At 69.2% G+C, this 13,473-nt stretch carries 14 protein-coding genes; 4 read left to right on the top strand and 10 right to left on the bottom strand.

The features are described 5' to 3' along the window. Positions 1–450: PleD family two-component system response regulator (locus ACK5F2_RS15975; protein ID WP_409866367.1), on the top strand; the 450-nt coding region annotated here is incomplete at its 5' end. 17 nt (positions 451–467) lie between these two features. Here the strand turns inward: ACK5F2_RS15975 and ACK5F2_RS15970 are convergent. From ACK5F2_RS15970 to ACK5F2_RS15950, 5 genes are read right to left on the bottom strand one after another with little or no spacing between them, the layout of a single operon-like run. Beyond that, positions 468–842, bottom strand: a complete 375-nt coding sequence (locus ACK5F2_RS15970) for a hypothetical protein (RefSeq protein ID WP_409866364.1) — start codon at positions 840–842, stop codon at positions 468–470. Positions 843–848: 6 nt separating this feature from the next. Beyond that, positions 849–1,472 (bottom strand): histidine phosphatase family protein, encoded by a 624-nt coding sequence (locus tag ACK5F2_RS15965; protein WP_409866362.1) that lies wholly within the window; start codon positions 1,470–1,472, stop codon positions 849–851. Then, on the bottom strand, positions 1,469–2,713 hold the full coding sequence (locus ACK5F2_RS15960) for a TIGR04552 family protein (protein ID WP_409866360.1): 1,245 nt from the start codon (positions 2,711–2,713) through the stop codon (positions 1,469–1,471). Before ACK5F2_RS15960 ends, ACK5F2_RS15965 begins: the two co-directional genes overlap by 4 nt. A gap of 46 nt (positions 2,714–2,759) precedes the next feature. Beyond that, the gene (locus tag ACK5F2_RS15955) at positions 2,760–3,407 is read right to left on the bottom strand and encodes a glutathione S-transferase family protein (protein WP_409866357.1); all 648 of its coding nucleotides are present in this window, start codon (positions 3,405–3,407) and stop codon (positions 2,760–2,762) included. A 25-nt stretch (positions 3,408–3,432) separates the two neighbouring features. Next, the gene (locus ACK5F2_RS15950) at positions 3,433–4,398 is read right to left on the bottom strand and encodes an alpha/beta hydrolase (protein ID WP_409866355.1); all 966 of its coding nucleotides are present in this window, start codon (positions 4,396–4,398) and stop codon (positions 3,433–3,435) included. A 122-nt stretch (positions 4,399–4,520) separates the two neighbouring features. Between ACK5F2_RS15950 and ACK5F2_RS15945 the strand changes: the two genes are divergently transcribed. Further along, a complete protein-coding gene (locus tag ACK5F2_RS15945) occupies positions 4,521–5,453 on the top strand; it encodes a LysR substrate-binding domain-containing protein (RefSeq protein ID WP_409866352.1) in 933 nt (310 codons plus the stop codon). 23 nt (positions 5,454–5,476) lie between these two features. Here ACK5F2_RS15945 and ACK5F2_RS15940 read toward each other — a convergent pair whose 3' ends face one another. Next, positions 5,477–7,975 carry an FG-GAP-like repeat-containing protein gene (locus tag ACK5F2_RS15940; RefSeq protein WP_409866349.1) on the bottom strand — a complete coding sequence of 833 codons (2,499 nt, stop codon included), beginning with the start codon at positions 7,973–7,975 and terminating at the stop codon, positions 5,477–5,479. A gap of 316 nt (positions 7,976–8,291) precedes the next feature. On the opposite strand from ACK5F2_RS15940, the gene ACK5F2_RS15935 reads away from it, so the two are divergent. Together ACK5F2_RS15935 and ACK5F2_RS15930 are read left to right on the top strand one after the other, a co-directional pair. After that, positions 8,292–9,383 carry an Acg family FMN-binding oxidoreductase gene (locus ACK5F2_RS15935; protein WP_409866346.1) on the top strand — a complete coding sequence of 364 codons (1,092 nt, stop codon included), beginning with the start codon at positions 8,292–8,294 and terminating at the stop codon, positions 9,381–9,383. 55 nt (positions 9,384–9,438) lie between these two features. Continuing rightward, on the top strand, positions 9,439–10,350 hold the full coding sequence (locus ACK5F2_RS15930; RefSeq protein WP_409866344.1) for a dienelactone hydrolase family protein: 912 nt from the start codon (positions 9,439–9,441) through the stop codon (positions 10,348–10,350). Between the two features lie 28 nt (positions 10,351–10,378). Here the strand turns inward: ACK5F2_RS15930 and ACK5F2_RS15925 are convergent, their stop codons facing one another. From ACK5F2_RS15925 to ACK5F2_RS15910, 4 genes are read right to left on the bottom strand one after another with little or no spacing between them, the layout of a single operon-like run. Then, positions 10,379–11,638, bottom strand: coding sequence for an esterase/lipase family protein (locus ACK5F2_RS15925; RefSeq protein WP_409866341.1), 1,260 nt, complete (start codon positions 11,636–11,638; stop codon positions 10,379–10,381). A 42-nt stretch (positions 11,639–11,680) separates the two neighbouring features. Beyond that, positions 11,681–12,289, bottom strand: coding sequence for a septation protein IspZ (locus ACK5F2_RS15920; protein WP_409866338.1), 609 nt, complete (start codon positions 12,287–12,289; stop codon positions 11,681–11,683). Between the two features lie 47 nt (positions 12,290–12,336). Then, complete coding sequence (locus ACK5F2_RS15915; protein WP_409866335.1) at positions 12,337–12,843, bottom strand: DUF523 domain-containing protein; 507 nt, start codon at positions 12,841–12,843, stop codon at positions 12,337–12,339. Positions 12,844–12,861: 18 nt separating this feature from the next. Continuing rightward, a complete protein-coding gene (locus ACK5F2_RS15910) occupies positions 12,862–13,428 on the bottom strand; it encodes a cysteine hydrolase family protein (protein ID WP_409866332.1) in 567 nt (188 codons plus the stop codon). Positions 13,429–13,473 lie beyond the last annotated feature (45 nt).

Raw genomic sequence — 13,473 nt, 5'->3', positions numbered from 1 at the left:
CCTGCTGCACGCGTGCCGGTGCCGCCGCCCGCCGCCCCGGCAGTTCCAGCTGCCCCAGCCGCTCCTGCCGCTCCAGCGGCGCCGGCCCATCTGCTGCTGGTCGATGACTCGGCCGTGGTGCGGGCCAAGCTGGCCAAGCTCTTCGAGGGCGCCGGTTACCGCATCAGCCTGGCCAAGGACGGGGTCGAGGCGCTGGACGTGTTGCAGCGCGAGCGCTTTGCCGTGCTGATCACCGATCTGGAAATGCCCAATCTGGACGGCTTTGGCCTCATCGCCGCGGTGCAGGGCGATATGAACACCGAGGACCTGCCCATCATCGCCATCACCGGCCATGAGGAGCTGCACACCCGGGTGCATGAGATCCAGGGCCTGTTCGGCCTGTTCAAGAAGCCCTGGAACGACCGCGAGCTGCTCAAGCGCGTGGAGACCCTGGCCGCCATGCGGCGCTGAGTCCCGGGGGCGGCGGTTCAGCCGCCCATGCGCAAGAGCAGCAGCAGGGCCAGCACGGCGCTACTCAGACCCAGGGCCATCAGCCAGCGGCTGCGCTGGCGCAGCTGCTCCATGGCGGCCACCAGCTGTGCGTTCTGTTCCGCCAGGCTCTGCAGCAGTGCCGCGCTCTCGGCCTGCTGTTCGCTGAGCCCGGCCAGTTCCTGCTCCAGGCGCTGCAGCCGGGCGAGCGCCTCGGCCAGGGTCTGCGGGGCCGCCTGCGGTGCCTCGGCGGCCGCCTCGGCCTCCTGGCTGCGCTTGAAGAGCTTGCGCGCGCCCTTGACCAGCACCGGCGTGGCCTCGATCACATCGGCCCAGGGCACGGCCTTGAGGGCGCTGATCCAGCTGATGGCCATGGCGTGTCAGTCCTCCAGGCCCTGGAGATGGGCGTCGTCACCCCAGCTCATGATTTGCAGCCCGCCCTGGGCATCCATGCGCAGGCGATTCAGCCCGGCATTGGGAATGGCGCACTCGCGAGCGCCGTGCAAGGGCTTGTTGAGCGCCTCGCGCCAGACCATGTCCAGCACCCCGCCATGCGTGACCACGGCCAGCCTGCGCCCGCGATGCACCACCGCCAGCTCGCGCAGGGCCGCCAGCACCCGGGCATGGAAGTCGCGTCGGCTCTCGGCGCCCCCGGGCAGGGCGTAGTCCGGTTCATGCCGGGCCCAGAGCGCGAACTCCTCGGGGTGGCGCTGGCGGATGTCATCGAAGCTCAGGCCCTCCAGAATGCCGAAAGCCTGCTCGCGCAGGGCCGGCGCCAGCTGCGGGGCCAGGCCTTGCGCGCTGGCCAGCGGCTCGGCCGTCTGGCGAGCCCGTATCAGATCGCTGCTGACGAGCAGATCCAGGGCCTCGCCGGCCAGGCGCTCGCCCAGGCGGCGCGCCTGCTCCAGCCCGCGGGCATTGAGCGGCACATCGATCTGGCCCTGGAAGGTCTGGCGGCGGTTCCAGTCGGTCTCGCCGTGGCGTATCAGCAGCAGTTCGGTCATGGGGCGATTGTGCCGGCTCCGCCGGGCTGCCTCTGCAGCCAGGCCAGCAGCTCCAGCCCCAGCACGCGCCGGCGTGCGGTGTCCACCTGGCGGCGCTTGTAGGCCTCGTGACTGGCCGCGCCCTGCTGGCTCTTGGCCAGGCTGGCGGCATCCAGCAGCTGGATCTCGTAGGCGAAGAAAAAGCTCACATCGCCGTTCTCGGTGACCAGGGCCTCGCCGCCATCCTCGGCGCGCGGGGCCTGCTCGGGCCGGCCCAGGGCCGCCGCGGGCAGGTGGATCATCTTGCGCACGGTGAACTGCAGGCTCTGGAAGTCGGCCGCGCTGTGCGGGTTGTCGCGCTGGGTCTGGCGCTGGGAGATGGCGGCCAGCTCCTGGTCCATCTGCTGCAGCAGGGCGCTGGGGTAGCCGGGGCTGCGGTCGATCTCGGCACGGTGGCGGGTGAAGACCTCCTTGGCCGCCAACAGGTCCACCAGGGTGTTGCGCGTGCGGCTGACCTCCAGATTGGTGAGGGTGACCAGATGGGCCCGGCGCAGCAGGTCCAGGGCCAGCAGGCACTCGATGCGGGTGTTGAGCGTGAGACGCACGCCCAGATGGTCGTGGATGTCGGCCGCCACATACTCGGGCTTTTGCAGCAGCTTGAGCAGGATGCTGTGGCGGCCCTTGTTGCGCTTGCGGTCCACATGCACCAGGGGCAGGCAGATGCGGCCGTCGCTCAGGTACTGGCTACCGCCCTCGAACTGTATGACCTCGTCCAGGCCGGCAAAGACCTGCTGCCGGATGGCGGCAAAGTGGCGCAGCTTGAGGTTGTTGTCGATGTAGAACAGGCCGTGCATGACCTTGAGCAGGGCGCAGGCCCACAGGCGCAGGGGCTCGAAGCGGTGCGCGCGCTGCGAGGCCAGCACCAGCAGCTGCAGGGGATCGCCCTCATCGCAGACTTCGGCCGGCAGCAAGCACTGCTGCCCGGGCTCCAGGAACTGCTCCCGCACAAAGCCCAGGGCCTCGCGCTGGATGCGGCGCAGATAGTCCAGCACCCCGGGCTGCTCCACGTCGTAGCCGTACTCGCGCGCGAACTGGCGCGCATCGCGCAGATTGCGCAGGGCCAGCGCACCCAGATCGATCACGGAGACGCCCCGCGCGATCGCGTTCAGATAGGTCCAGTTCAGCGAGAAGCGCTGCTCTGTTTTCAGCGAGGCCTGCAGAAGTTCGTCCATGGGCATGGCGTGCGTGGCTGTGCCCAGCATAGCGCTGCGCACGCCCGCAGGCCATGGGGCCCGCCAGACACCCTGCTCAGACCCAGGGCGGCGCCAGCCCTTCGGCCGCCAGGGTCTGCTGCACGGCCGGCCGCTCCAGCATGCGCTGCAGATAGGCCGCTATGGCTGGGCGGCTGCGCGCCGGCCGGGCCAAGCCGCGCGTCCAGCGGCAGAGCATGAAGGCCAGGGCATCGGCCGCGCTGTAGCGCTGGCCCAGCAGCCAGGGGCCGCTCGTGTTTTGCAGCTGCTGCTCCAGCTGTTCCAGCAGCTCCACCACCCGCGCCTCGGCACAGGTTTTCACCTCGGCCGCGCCGGTCTCATGGCCCGGCGCCACCCAGCGCTCGGGGTAGAAGTAGGCCATCAGCGCGGGCTGCAAGGTGTTGGTGAGCCAGATCAGCCATTTGTAGAACTGCGCCCGCTCCGGCGTGCCCAGGGCCGGGGCCAGCTCGGCCTGCGGATGGGTGTCGGCCAGATGCAGCAGGATGGCGGCCGTCTCGTAGAGCACCAGATCGCCGTCCTGCAGCACCGGGATCAGGCCATTGGGATTGAGCTTCAGGTAGTCCGGCGACTTGTGCGCATTGCGCTGTCGGTCCACCAGCAGCAGCTCGAAGGCCGCGCCCAGCTCGCGCAGCAGGATATGGGGCGCCATGCTGGCGTTGCCGGGGTGGTAGTGCAGATGGATCATGGGCGCCATCATCCCAGAGCTGGCCCTAGCTCGGGTCATAGGGCCCGTAGCCGGGCAGGGCCCACAGCAGCCCCTGGGTGAAGAAGCCGGGGCCCATGGTTCTGTGGTCTTCGCCCACCAGGGTCTCGCTGCTGATCTCCAGGCCCGGATAGCCGCGGGAGCGCAGCAGGGCCTCGAATTCCTTCATGTCCCCGAGCAGGTTCCAGCCGGGGGTGTAGCGCGGCTCGGGTCGGTCGGTCTCGAAGGAGCCGGCGTACAAGCGCACCCGGGCCTTCAGATCGCGGTGCCGGGCCGCGTAGCGCGATTCGATCTCCCAGATGGCGCGCTCATCAAACCACAGCGAGGGACTGCCCAGCAGATAGGTCTGGAAGAGCTCGGGCCGGGTCAGCAGCACATAGGTGCCGAACAGACCGCCGTAGGACTGGCCGACAAAGGTGCTGCGGCTCAGGTCCGCCCGGTAGTGCTCGCGCACAAAGGGCAAGACCTGGCGCTCCAGATAGTCGCGGTAGCGGGCGGCCTCGCCATAGACCGCGGCCCGGTACACATCGCGCCGGTAGTCCGGCTTGCGCAGCGGATTGCTGGGGGTGTAGTCGCGGCTGCGGCTGCCGCTCTGGGGCAGGCCCGGCTCGTAGCCCAGGCCCACCAGGATGAAGGGCTCGATATTGCGGCCCTGATTACCGACCATGGCATGGATGCCGCGCATCAGGGGCAGGGTGTAGGGCGCGTCCGTGGCGAAGACCACCGGCAGCTTCCTGTCCTTGAGCTGCTCATAGTCGCGGGGCACCGAGACCCAGAGCCAGTACGGGCGGCCGCTGTCGCTGGCCGGCAGCTGGTGCACAAAGGTGTGGCTCAGGGTGACCGCTTCGGGCGTGGCCGGCTGCGCCTGGGTGAGCGGCGCATGACCACAGCTGACCAGCGCCAGGCTCAGGGCCAGCAGGCCCCCGAGCAGAAAGCGGCGGGCGCGGCAGGGGCTGGGGATGGGGCTTCTCATGAATGCTTTCCAGGGGGCGGCGCGCGAACGGGCGACCGGTTTGCTGTGGCTCGTGGCACTGTAGAAGCCCGGCGATTACAGTTCAATGCCCATGAGTTGCATTGAGCTTGTGAAAGAAATTCATGAATAGACTGACCGTGGATTCGCGCCGGCAGATGGCCGATCTGGCGGCCTTTGCCGTGGTGGCCGAGGAGCGAAGCTTCACCCGCGCGGCGGCGCGCCTGGGGGTGTCGCAGTCCGCGCTCAGCCATGCGCTCAAGGCGCTGGAGGAGCGGCTGGGGCTGCGCCTGCTCAGCCGCTCCACGCGCAGTGTCTCGACCACCGAGGCCGGCGAGCGCCTGCTGACCCAGCTCCGCCCGGCCCTGCAGAGCATTGACGAGGCCGTGGCCTCGGCCTTGCAGCAGCGCGAGTCTCCGGTGGGCAAGATCAGGCTGACCACCTTCAAGCTGGCCGCGATGACGGTGCTCTGGCCCATGCTGCCGCGCTTTCTGGAGCAGCACCCGGGCATCGAAGTCGAGCTGCATGTGAGCGACGCCCTGGTGGACATCGTGGCCGAGGGCTTCGACGCCGGCATCCGCCTGGCCGACACGGTGGAGAAGGACATGATTGCCGTGCCCGTGGGGCCGGCCTTTCGCATCATCACCGTGGCCGCCCCGGCCTATCTGCAAAAGCATGGCAGCCCGCGTGAACCCGACGACCTTCTGAGCCAGCGCTGCCTGCGCTACCGGCTCAGCAGCTCGGGCCGGCTCTCGGGCTGGAGGCTCAGCCGCGGCCGCCGCTCGGCCCAGCTGGGCGTGGAGGGGCCGCTCACCTCCAACGACAACGACACCCTGGTGCAGGCGGCACTGGCCGGCCTGGGCGTGGTGCGCGTGCTGGACGGCCTGGTGGCCGAGCATCTGCAAAGCGGCCGTCTGGTCCAGGTGCTGCCGCAATGGGTCAGCCCCCTGCCGCGCCTGACGCTCTACCACCCCAGCCGGCGCCAGATGCCGCCGGCCCTGCAGGTCCTCATCACGGCGCTGAAGGCGGAAGCGGCCGTGGCGGCTGCATCGGCCTGAGCGGCGTTCTCGGCCGAACGCGCCTAGCGCGCGCTGCGCAGCGCCGCCTGCCCCTGCGCCACAGCCGTTCGCACTTGATCGGCCAGGAGGTGACCGCGCCGGATGCCCATGTCCATGACCTTGCCGCCGGCCTGGGGCTTCTGCAGGATGATTTCGCCACTCCAGGCGATATCGGGCCGGCCATCCTTGTTGAGGTCGCCGACGGCAAGCAATCCTCGTGAGGATCCAACGTAGGGCGCTCGATAGAGGGCCTCGGGGTTGAGCGAGCCGCTGCCGTTTTGCAGATACACGCCAACACGATGCCAGCCCGGGTGTGCCACCAAGACGTCCAAGCGCCCATCACCGTTCATATCGAACAGCGCCACGGGTCCAGGGATGTCGAATGAGGCCAGCTTTGTTACCGGGCCCGGAACGCCGGCACTGCCTTGGTAGAAGACGGCGATGTATGTCGGTGAATTGCCGCCGGCGGTCGCGACGATGTCATGGCGCCCGTCCCCATTGAGATCACCCACGGCCAGGGAAGAGGCCCCCCAACTTGACTCTGTCGACAAGAAGCTCGGGCTCCCGAAGCCGCCGCCGGCCAGCCTCGGAATGAGGGCGATATGCTGTCCCGACAGTCCGCTGACTGCCGCCACCAAATCAGACAGACCGTCGCCATTGATGTCGCCGACCGCCACATCCAGCGCCAGGCTGGTACCCGTGGCAACGGACTGGCTGAAGCGCAGTGTGCCGCCCGCGTCCTGACGCCATATGCTGATCTGGCCCGTGCTGCCGCCAACGCCAATTAGCGCATTCCGGCCGTTGCGGTCCAGATCCGCGATCTTGATGTAGTTGGCGGCGCTAGAGCTGAGGTACTCGCCCACGGTGAGCGAACCGGTTGTCGTCTGGTGCAGCACCTGGGCACCGCAGGAGCCGGAGCCAATCACGAGGTCAACTCGCCCATCTGTGTTGACATCCCCAATCGCGAGGCTGCTCAGGCTGGCGCATCCCTGGGCGGCACCGATGTCCAGCCTGAAAGGTGGCGCCAGCGACCCGTCAGCCTGGCCCTTGAGGATGTAGACGGTGCTGCCGGGCCCGCCGATCTCAAAGCCACTGATGACCAGATCAGGCAGACCATCGCTATTCAGGTCGCCGATTGCTTTGGCTTCCAGTCGGAAGTTGCTGGGCAGGCCTGTGATCGAGCGTGGGTAGGCAAACATGCCCTGGGTGGTCTCGAACTGCGAAAAGAAGCTGAGTGCCATCGGGTTGCCGACCATGTCAGACACGCCCCAGGCGGACACGCTGTAGAGCTTTCCACCTTGCAGCGGTGTCTTGGGCTGCAGTGTGATCGTATTGCCGGTCACCGCGATGGTGGCATCGACGCTGGTGTAACCATCGCTGATCTTGACGTAGCTGGCGTGAACCGACTTCGGGTCCACAGGCTTGGAGAAGCTCAGGGCCACGGCTGTGCCGGTCTCTACCTCTTGCGCGCCGTTTGCCGGCGACACGGACACCAGCGTGGGCGCCGTGGCGTCGACCGTGAAGGTCCAGGACTTGGGCTCCGGCAAGGAATTTCCCAGCATGTCCTTGATGTCGGTGTTCAGCCGCGCTGTGTAAGTTCCTGTTGCCCAGGACTGGCTTGCCTTGAACGTCAGCAGCTTGCCGTTCACCTGAACCGAGCCAGGAATCAGCGTGTTGGCGCTATCGGTTACCGTGAAGCTGTTGGTGAGCACGGAGCCCGGGTCTACCGGCTTGCTAAGGGTTGCAGCCACGGATACGGCTGCGCTTGGCAAAGGTCCTGCATCGGGCGTGACGCCGGCGACTGTGGGCGAGGAGTGGTCGCTCTTCAGGCTGCCCACTCGGTAGGCTGAGAGTTTGGAGCGTCTGGTTTCGTCGTAGCCCTGACCCCAGAAGCGCTCGACTCGTTGCACGAGGCCAATACTGTCGGCATACCAGCTGTCGATCTGGATATTGATCTGCTGAGTGGCTCCGCTGCTGCTCAGCGTGATGGTGCCGGTGATGGTCTGGGTCAGGTGCGCAGCGTCCTTGAAGCTGGATGCTTCGGTCGTCACGGTCTGCTGTCCAGCGACGAGGACGCTAGCCTGCAGGCGCATCTTGTCCGTCTTGCCGTCGCGGTCAAAATCGGCGCCGCTGTCGAAGCTGAGGTCGGCCTGCTGCACACGCTCGCCGACGGTCAACGGCAGTCGCATCAGCGGGATACCGCTGAGCGCCCGTTCCATGGGGTCCGATGCATCTGGGGCAAGGAGGCGCACACTGCTTGCATCCACCGCATAGAAGTCTTGGCTGGTGCTGCCATCGGAGGACTTGGTGACGAAGTTGTAGGCGGTCTGCCCGTCTACATTCGTCGTACTGGCAAGCCGCACCAGCTCAGTCTCGGTGCCGTCACCGATGGTGTAGATCCAGCGTGCATCCGCGGGCGTGGGAAAGAAGTTGCCAACAAGCGTATTCGGCCCTGAACCCGCACCTTGGCCGCCTGCGCTTGTTTCACCGCCACCGCCGCAGCCCAGCAGCGATAGGGACACACACAAGAGCACGGCTGCCCCGTGGCAGCGTTTGATGCGAATTGGCTTCAAATTCCCCCCTCTGCCCAGCTGTCGCGGGCCGTCTGAATGCTTGCGTTCTTTGAACTGCCGTGTTGGCAAGGCTTGAGTCTTGTTTTTTGCGCGGGAGGTATGCCTTAGCCCTTGGTGATGAGCACGCATAGGCATTGGCCAAAGTGCAGCGCCGCAAGGTCCGTGTCCGCCGAGACTTGATGCGGCGCAATTGGCTCGGCGCCCGGTGCGGCATGCTCGGTCTGTCGTGGATCATGCCCGCAGGTCGTACAGCTGGGAGGAGCTTGTGCCGGATCGTCGTACCTTCAATGCAGGGCTGGCCTTGGCTGGCCTCTCGGGCCTGCCCGGCTGTACCGGCGCCGAGGACGAGTACCTGGCGGTCAGCCGCCAGCTCTGGCGGCACGGGCCCCTGCAGGGCCTGAGCGGGCGGGCCCTGGGGCTGGAGCTGCTGCGCTACGCCAGCCTGGCGCCCTCCAGCCACAACACCCAGTGCTGGCGCTTTGAGCTGGGCGCCGAGGCCATCACCGTGTTGCCGGATTTCGATCGTCGCTGCCCGGTGGTGGATCCGGACGACCACCACCTCTATGTCTCCCTGGGCTGTGCGGCCGAGAACCTGATCCAGGCCGCGGCGGCTCTGGGCTTGCGGGCCGAGCCCGAGTTCGATGCGGCCCGCAAGGCGCTGCGCATCGGCCTGCAAGCGGCCCCGGCGCGGCCCACGGAGCTGTTCCAGGCCATTCCCCAGCGGCAGTCCACCCGCGCGGAGTACGACGGCCAAGCCCTCAGCCCGACCGAGCTGGCCCGCCTGGAAGCCGCCGCCCGCTCTGAACAGGTGCGCCTGCTCCTGCTCACCGACAAACCGGCCCTGGAGACGGTGCTGGACTTCGTGGTCCAGGGCAACACCCTGCAGATGAACGATCCGGCCTTTATGGCGGAGCTGCGGCAGTGGATCCGCTTCAATGCGCGCGAGGCCCTGCGCCAGGGCGACGGCCTGCTGAGCCTGTGCTCCGGCAACCCCGAGCTGCCCAGCTGGCTGGGGCCGCGGCTGTTTGACCTCGTCGTGCGTGCCGGCTCCGAGAACGACAAGTACCGTCGCCAGCTGCGCAGCTCGGCCGGTGTGGCGGTGTTTGTGGCCGCGCGCGAGGATGTGGAGCACTGGATGGCGGTGGGCCGCGCCTATGAGCGCTTCGCCCTGCAGGCCTGTGCCATGGGCGTGCGCTGCGCGCATCTGAACATGCCGGTGGAGGTGGCGAGCCTGCGGCCGGCCTTTGGCGCGGCCCTGGGCCTGGGGGCCCAGCGTGCCGATCTGGTCATTCGCTTCGGGCGCGGCCTGCTCCTGCCGCCCTCACCCCGGCGGCCCGTGAGCGCGCTGCTGGCCTGAGCCGGGGCGGCACAATGCCTCTCCCCGACGCAGCGTGCTGCTCCTAGCCATCACCATGAGGCGATTACTCCCGTTTCTGTCCGAGGCCGGCTCCGCCCTGAGCCTGGGGACCGTCTTGCTCGCCTTCGCGATCCCTGTCCGCGCCCAGACCCCGGACACTGTCTACTTCCCCAGCGCCGACGGCCAGACCGAGCTGGTGGCCTACCGCGCCAGCCCCGCGCGCCTGCCGGCGCCGGCCATCGTGCTGCTGCATGGGCGCGGCGGCCCCTATACCGGGCCGGTGGCCGAGCAGTGCAAGACCGTGGCGCGCGGGCAGGACTCGCCCTGCGGGGCCGGCAGCCTCTCGGCCCGGCACCGCCAGTGGCTGGCACATTGGGCGGCCCAGGGCTATATCGCCCTGCTGGTGGACAGCTTCGGCCCGCGTGGCCGGGCCCATGGCTATGGGCGCAACACCCACGGCATTCCCGAGCGCGAGGCCGTCAACGAACGCACGGTGCGCCCCCTGGATGCCGAGGGCGCGCTGCGCTGGCTGTCCGAGCAGCCCGAGGTGCAGGCCGGGCGCATCCTGGTCCAGGGCTGGAGCAATGGCGGCAGCACCGTGCTCAATGTGCTGCAGCGCCAGAGCGAGCGTGCCGCCAGCGCCGAGGCCGGCACCCCGCGCTTTGCCGCGGCGCTGGCCTTCTATCCCGGCTGCGGCGAGCGTGCCCTGCGCAGCCTGTGGCCGCAATGGGAGGTGCCGCTGCTGATGCTGCTGGCCGGGGCCGACGAGGAGGTCTCGCCCCGCCAATGCGAGGCCCTGGTGGCCCGTGCCCAGGCCCGGGTGCCGCCCCAGCTCAGGACCTATGCGGGCGCGGCCCATGGCTTTGACAGCCCGGTGGCCAGCCTGCAGCGGGAGCCGGACAATGCCGCCGCGCGCGAGGATGCGCTGCGGCGCGCCACCGCCTTTGTGCGCGCCCAGCTGCCCTAGCGAAAACCGGCCCTAGCGCATGCCGGCCCTAGCGCAGCCAGCCGCGCAGCAGGGCCAGCACCTCGGGGCTGGAGAGCAGCTCCAGATGTCCCGCGCGGTACACCACGGCCTGGCGCTCGGGCGCAAAGTCCAGGCCGCGCGCCGGGTCGCGGTGCCGGCCCAGGGCGCTGGCCACCGGCACCAGGCCGTCGCCCAGTAGGCGCGATTTGAGGCTGTGCGGCGCGGGGCCCAGGCTGGCGGCCACGGCGTAGCAGCGGGTGTTGCCGGGCAGGGGCACCTGGTTCCAGTGGCGCCGGCCTTGCGCATCTGACGCCGCCTCGGTGATATGGCCCAGGCGCAGGTCCGTGATGCCCGCGCTGCGGATCTGGCCCAGGCGGGCCAGCGGCGCCGCATAGGGCAGGGCCGCCAGCAGGCGCTCCAGACCGTGGCCGGCACGCTCCAGCGGCGCGCCCAGATGCGGCGAGCCCAGGCAGACCAGATCATCCAGGCGTTGCGGCCAGCTCAGGCTGGCGTCGCCCTCGCCGCGCCGCTGCGCCGCGTGGTGGATGGCACTGCGCGCCACCAGTCCGCCCATGCTGTGACCCAGCAGCACCAGGCGCTCCAGGGGCTGGGGCCAGGCCTCGCACAGGGTTTGCAGCCGCTCGGCCAGCAGCCGGCCGTTGCGGGCAATGCCCAGGCCGCTGTTGTAGTGCAGATAGACGGGCGTGTAGCCCAGCTCGCGGGCCAGCACCTGGCCATGGTCCTCGGCCGTGCCCAGGCGCCACTGCAGATCGTTCATGCACAGGCCGTGCAGCAGGACCAGCAGGCGCGGTGTGCTGGTCTGGGCCGCCAGGCTCGCGCGCAGGGCCTCGGCCTGCAGTGGCAAGGCCTGACCCTGCCGGCGAAAGCGCATGGCGATGGCCAGGGGGTTGCCGCTGTCCGCCAGATGGTCGCCCAGCACGCCGTTGAGCGCGGCGAGCAGGGCCTCGCGCCGGGCATGTGGTGCGGCCGCGCTGCTCGCGGGCAGCAGCTGCCGGGCCAGGCTGCCCAGCAGCAGCTCCGTCGCGCTGCCCACGCCGCCGCTGATGCCGCGCACACCGCGGTAGACCAGGCCGGTCAGGCCCCGGGCGCGCCGCAGCCCGTCCTCGGGGTCGGCTGCAGTGGAGCGCCCCAGCACCCTGTCGGCAATGCCGGCGTGCATGGACTCCACCAGATCGATCAGCCCGCCCAGCGCCTCGTGGCTCAGGCGCAGCGCGCCGCGCACATCCTCGGCCCGCAGGGCGGGCGGCTTGGGCAGGGGTTCTTGCACTGGCTTGGGCATGGGCCAGTGTGGCACGGAAGGGGCGTCGGATCAGGCCCGGGCGAAGCGCAACACCGCAAAGAACAGCAGCATGCTCAGCGCGATATCGCCAAAGGTGGTGTAGGCCAGCCAGACATCGGTGCTGAAGAATGCCGCCACGCCCCAGTTCAGCGAGGCCATCAGGGCGCCCAGCAGGCCCAGACCTATGGCCAGGCGCTGCTCCACCACCGGCTCCATCACATAGCGGGCCAGGCGGCGGCCAAAGTAGCGGCCGCGGTTGATCAGGCCATCACCCAGAAACAGCGTGGCCGTGAGCAGGCCCAGGATGGTGCCCTTCATCTTGACGGCCCAGTCATCCTGGAACAGCCAGGAAAAGCCCGCCGACACCAGCAGCATGGCCACGCCGAACATGGCCAGGCCGCCCAGCAGGTCCACCTTCACATAGCGCTGCACCAGATAGACGCTCAGCCCGGCCGCCGCACCCAGCAGGGCGGCCGTGGTCAGGTCGGTGAACTTGGCGCAGACAAAGAAGAACAGGCCCAGGCCCAGATCCACATAGATGCTGGGCTTGTTGCGTTCCCATTGCGCGGCCTGGCGGGCCTGGGTGACGGCGTCGAGCGAGCCGCCCGAGGAGGGGGAAGAGGAACCTTGGTGCTTCATGGTGGGCGCTATTGTGGGGCCAGCCGGCGCAGCGCCCGTCACGCTCATCAGGCCCTGCCGTCTTGCTCCAGGGCCTGCAGCCAGCGCTGGGCGGCCTCCAGCTCGTGTTCGCTGAAGACCTGGATGCCGGCCTGTGTCAGCCGCTCGGCCGTGAGCCCGCGGCCCGGCACGCGGCGGCGGCTGAAGCTGCCGTCGTAGATGTAGCCCGAACCGCAGGAGGGGCTGCCCTCCTTGAGCACCGCCATGCGTACGCCCCGGGCACGGGCCAGGCTCAGGGCCTGCTCGGCCCCGGCCACAAAGGCGGCCGTCACATCCCGGCCGTGCACATCCAGCACCCGCTCGCAACCTTCGGCATCTCGCACCCGCTCGGCCGGCGGCCGCGGCACCGGCAGACCGCCCGCCAGCTCGGGGCACAGCGCCAGCACCCGCCCGGCGGCCAGCCAGGCGGCCAGCACCGGATGCTGTGAAACGCCGTTGGCGCCGCCGTCATAGCGCACCGGCTGGCCCAGCAGGCAGGCGCTGATGAGGATGGGGGAGGGGCGAGGTTGTTCCATGTCCTTGGGGGGCGCCGCTCAGGCCGGGGCGCCCAAGAGCTCGACCGCCGCCGCCGGCACGGCGCGCACGCGCGGCCCGAAGCTGGTGATCTGGCTCAGGGTGAGGTTGTGATGCTCGCGGATCTGGGTGGCGCTGAGCGCGCCGCTGTCCGTGGTGCTGTGGCCGTCCGCTACCAGCTGCACCGGATAGCCCAGGGCCAGAGCGCGGCGAGTGGTGGTGTCCACGCAGAACTGGCTCTGCAGGCCGCAGATCACCAGGCTCTGCACGCCATGGGCCTGCAGCAGGGCCTGCAACTCGGTGTCGTGGAATGAATCGGGGCTGCGCTTGCGCAGGCACAGATCGCCGGCCTCGGTGTGCAGGCCCTGGGCCAGCTGCCAACCCGGCGAGCCATGGGCCAGCAGGCCTTGCGGGTCGGCGGACTCGTGCTGGATCAGGATCACCGGCTGGCCGGCGGCGCGGCAGCGGGCCGCGAGCCCGTTGATCCGTTCGATCAGGGCCGGTGCCTCATGCGCCGCGTACTCGCCGCTGCACAGGGCTTGCTGGACGTCGATGATGAGAAGGGCCGTGGTGCTCATGGTGCTCATGGGCGAGCATTCTCCGCGAGGGGCTTTGCCGCTCCCGCCCCACCC

The organism is Roseateles sp. (genome assembly GCF_046300915.1).
Taxonomy (GTDB): Bacteria; Pseudomonadota; Gammaproteobacteria; order Burkholderiales; family Burkholderiaceae_C; genus Kinneretia.
The sequence above is the reverse complement of the archived record's forward strand: the minus strand, read 5'-3'. Positions and strand labels throughout refer to the sequence as shown.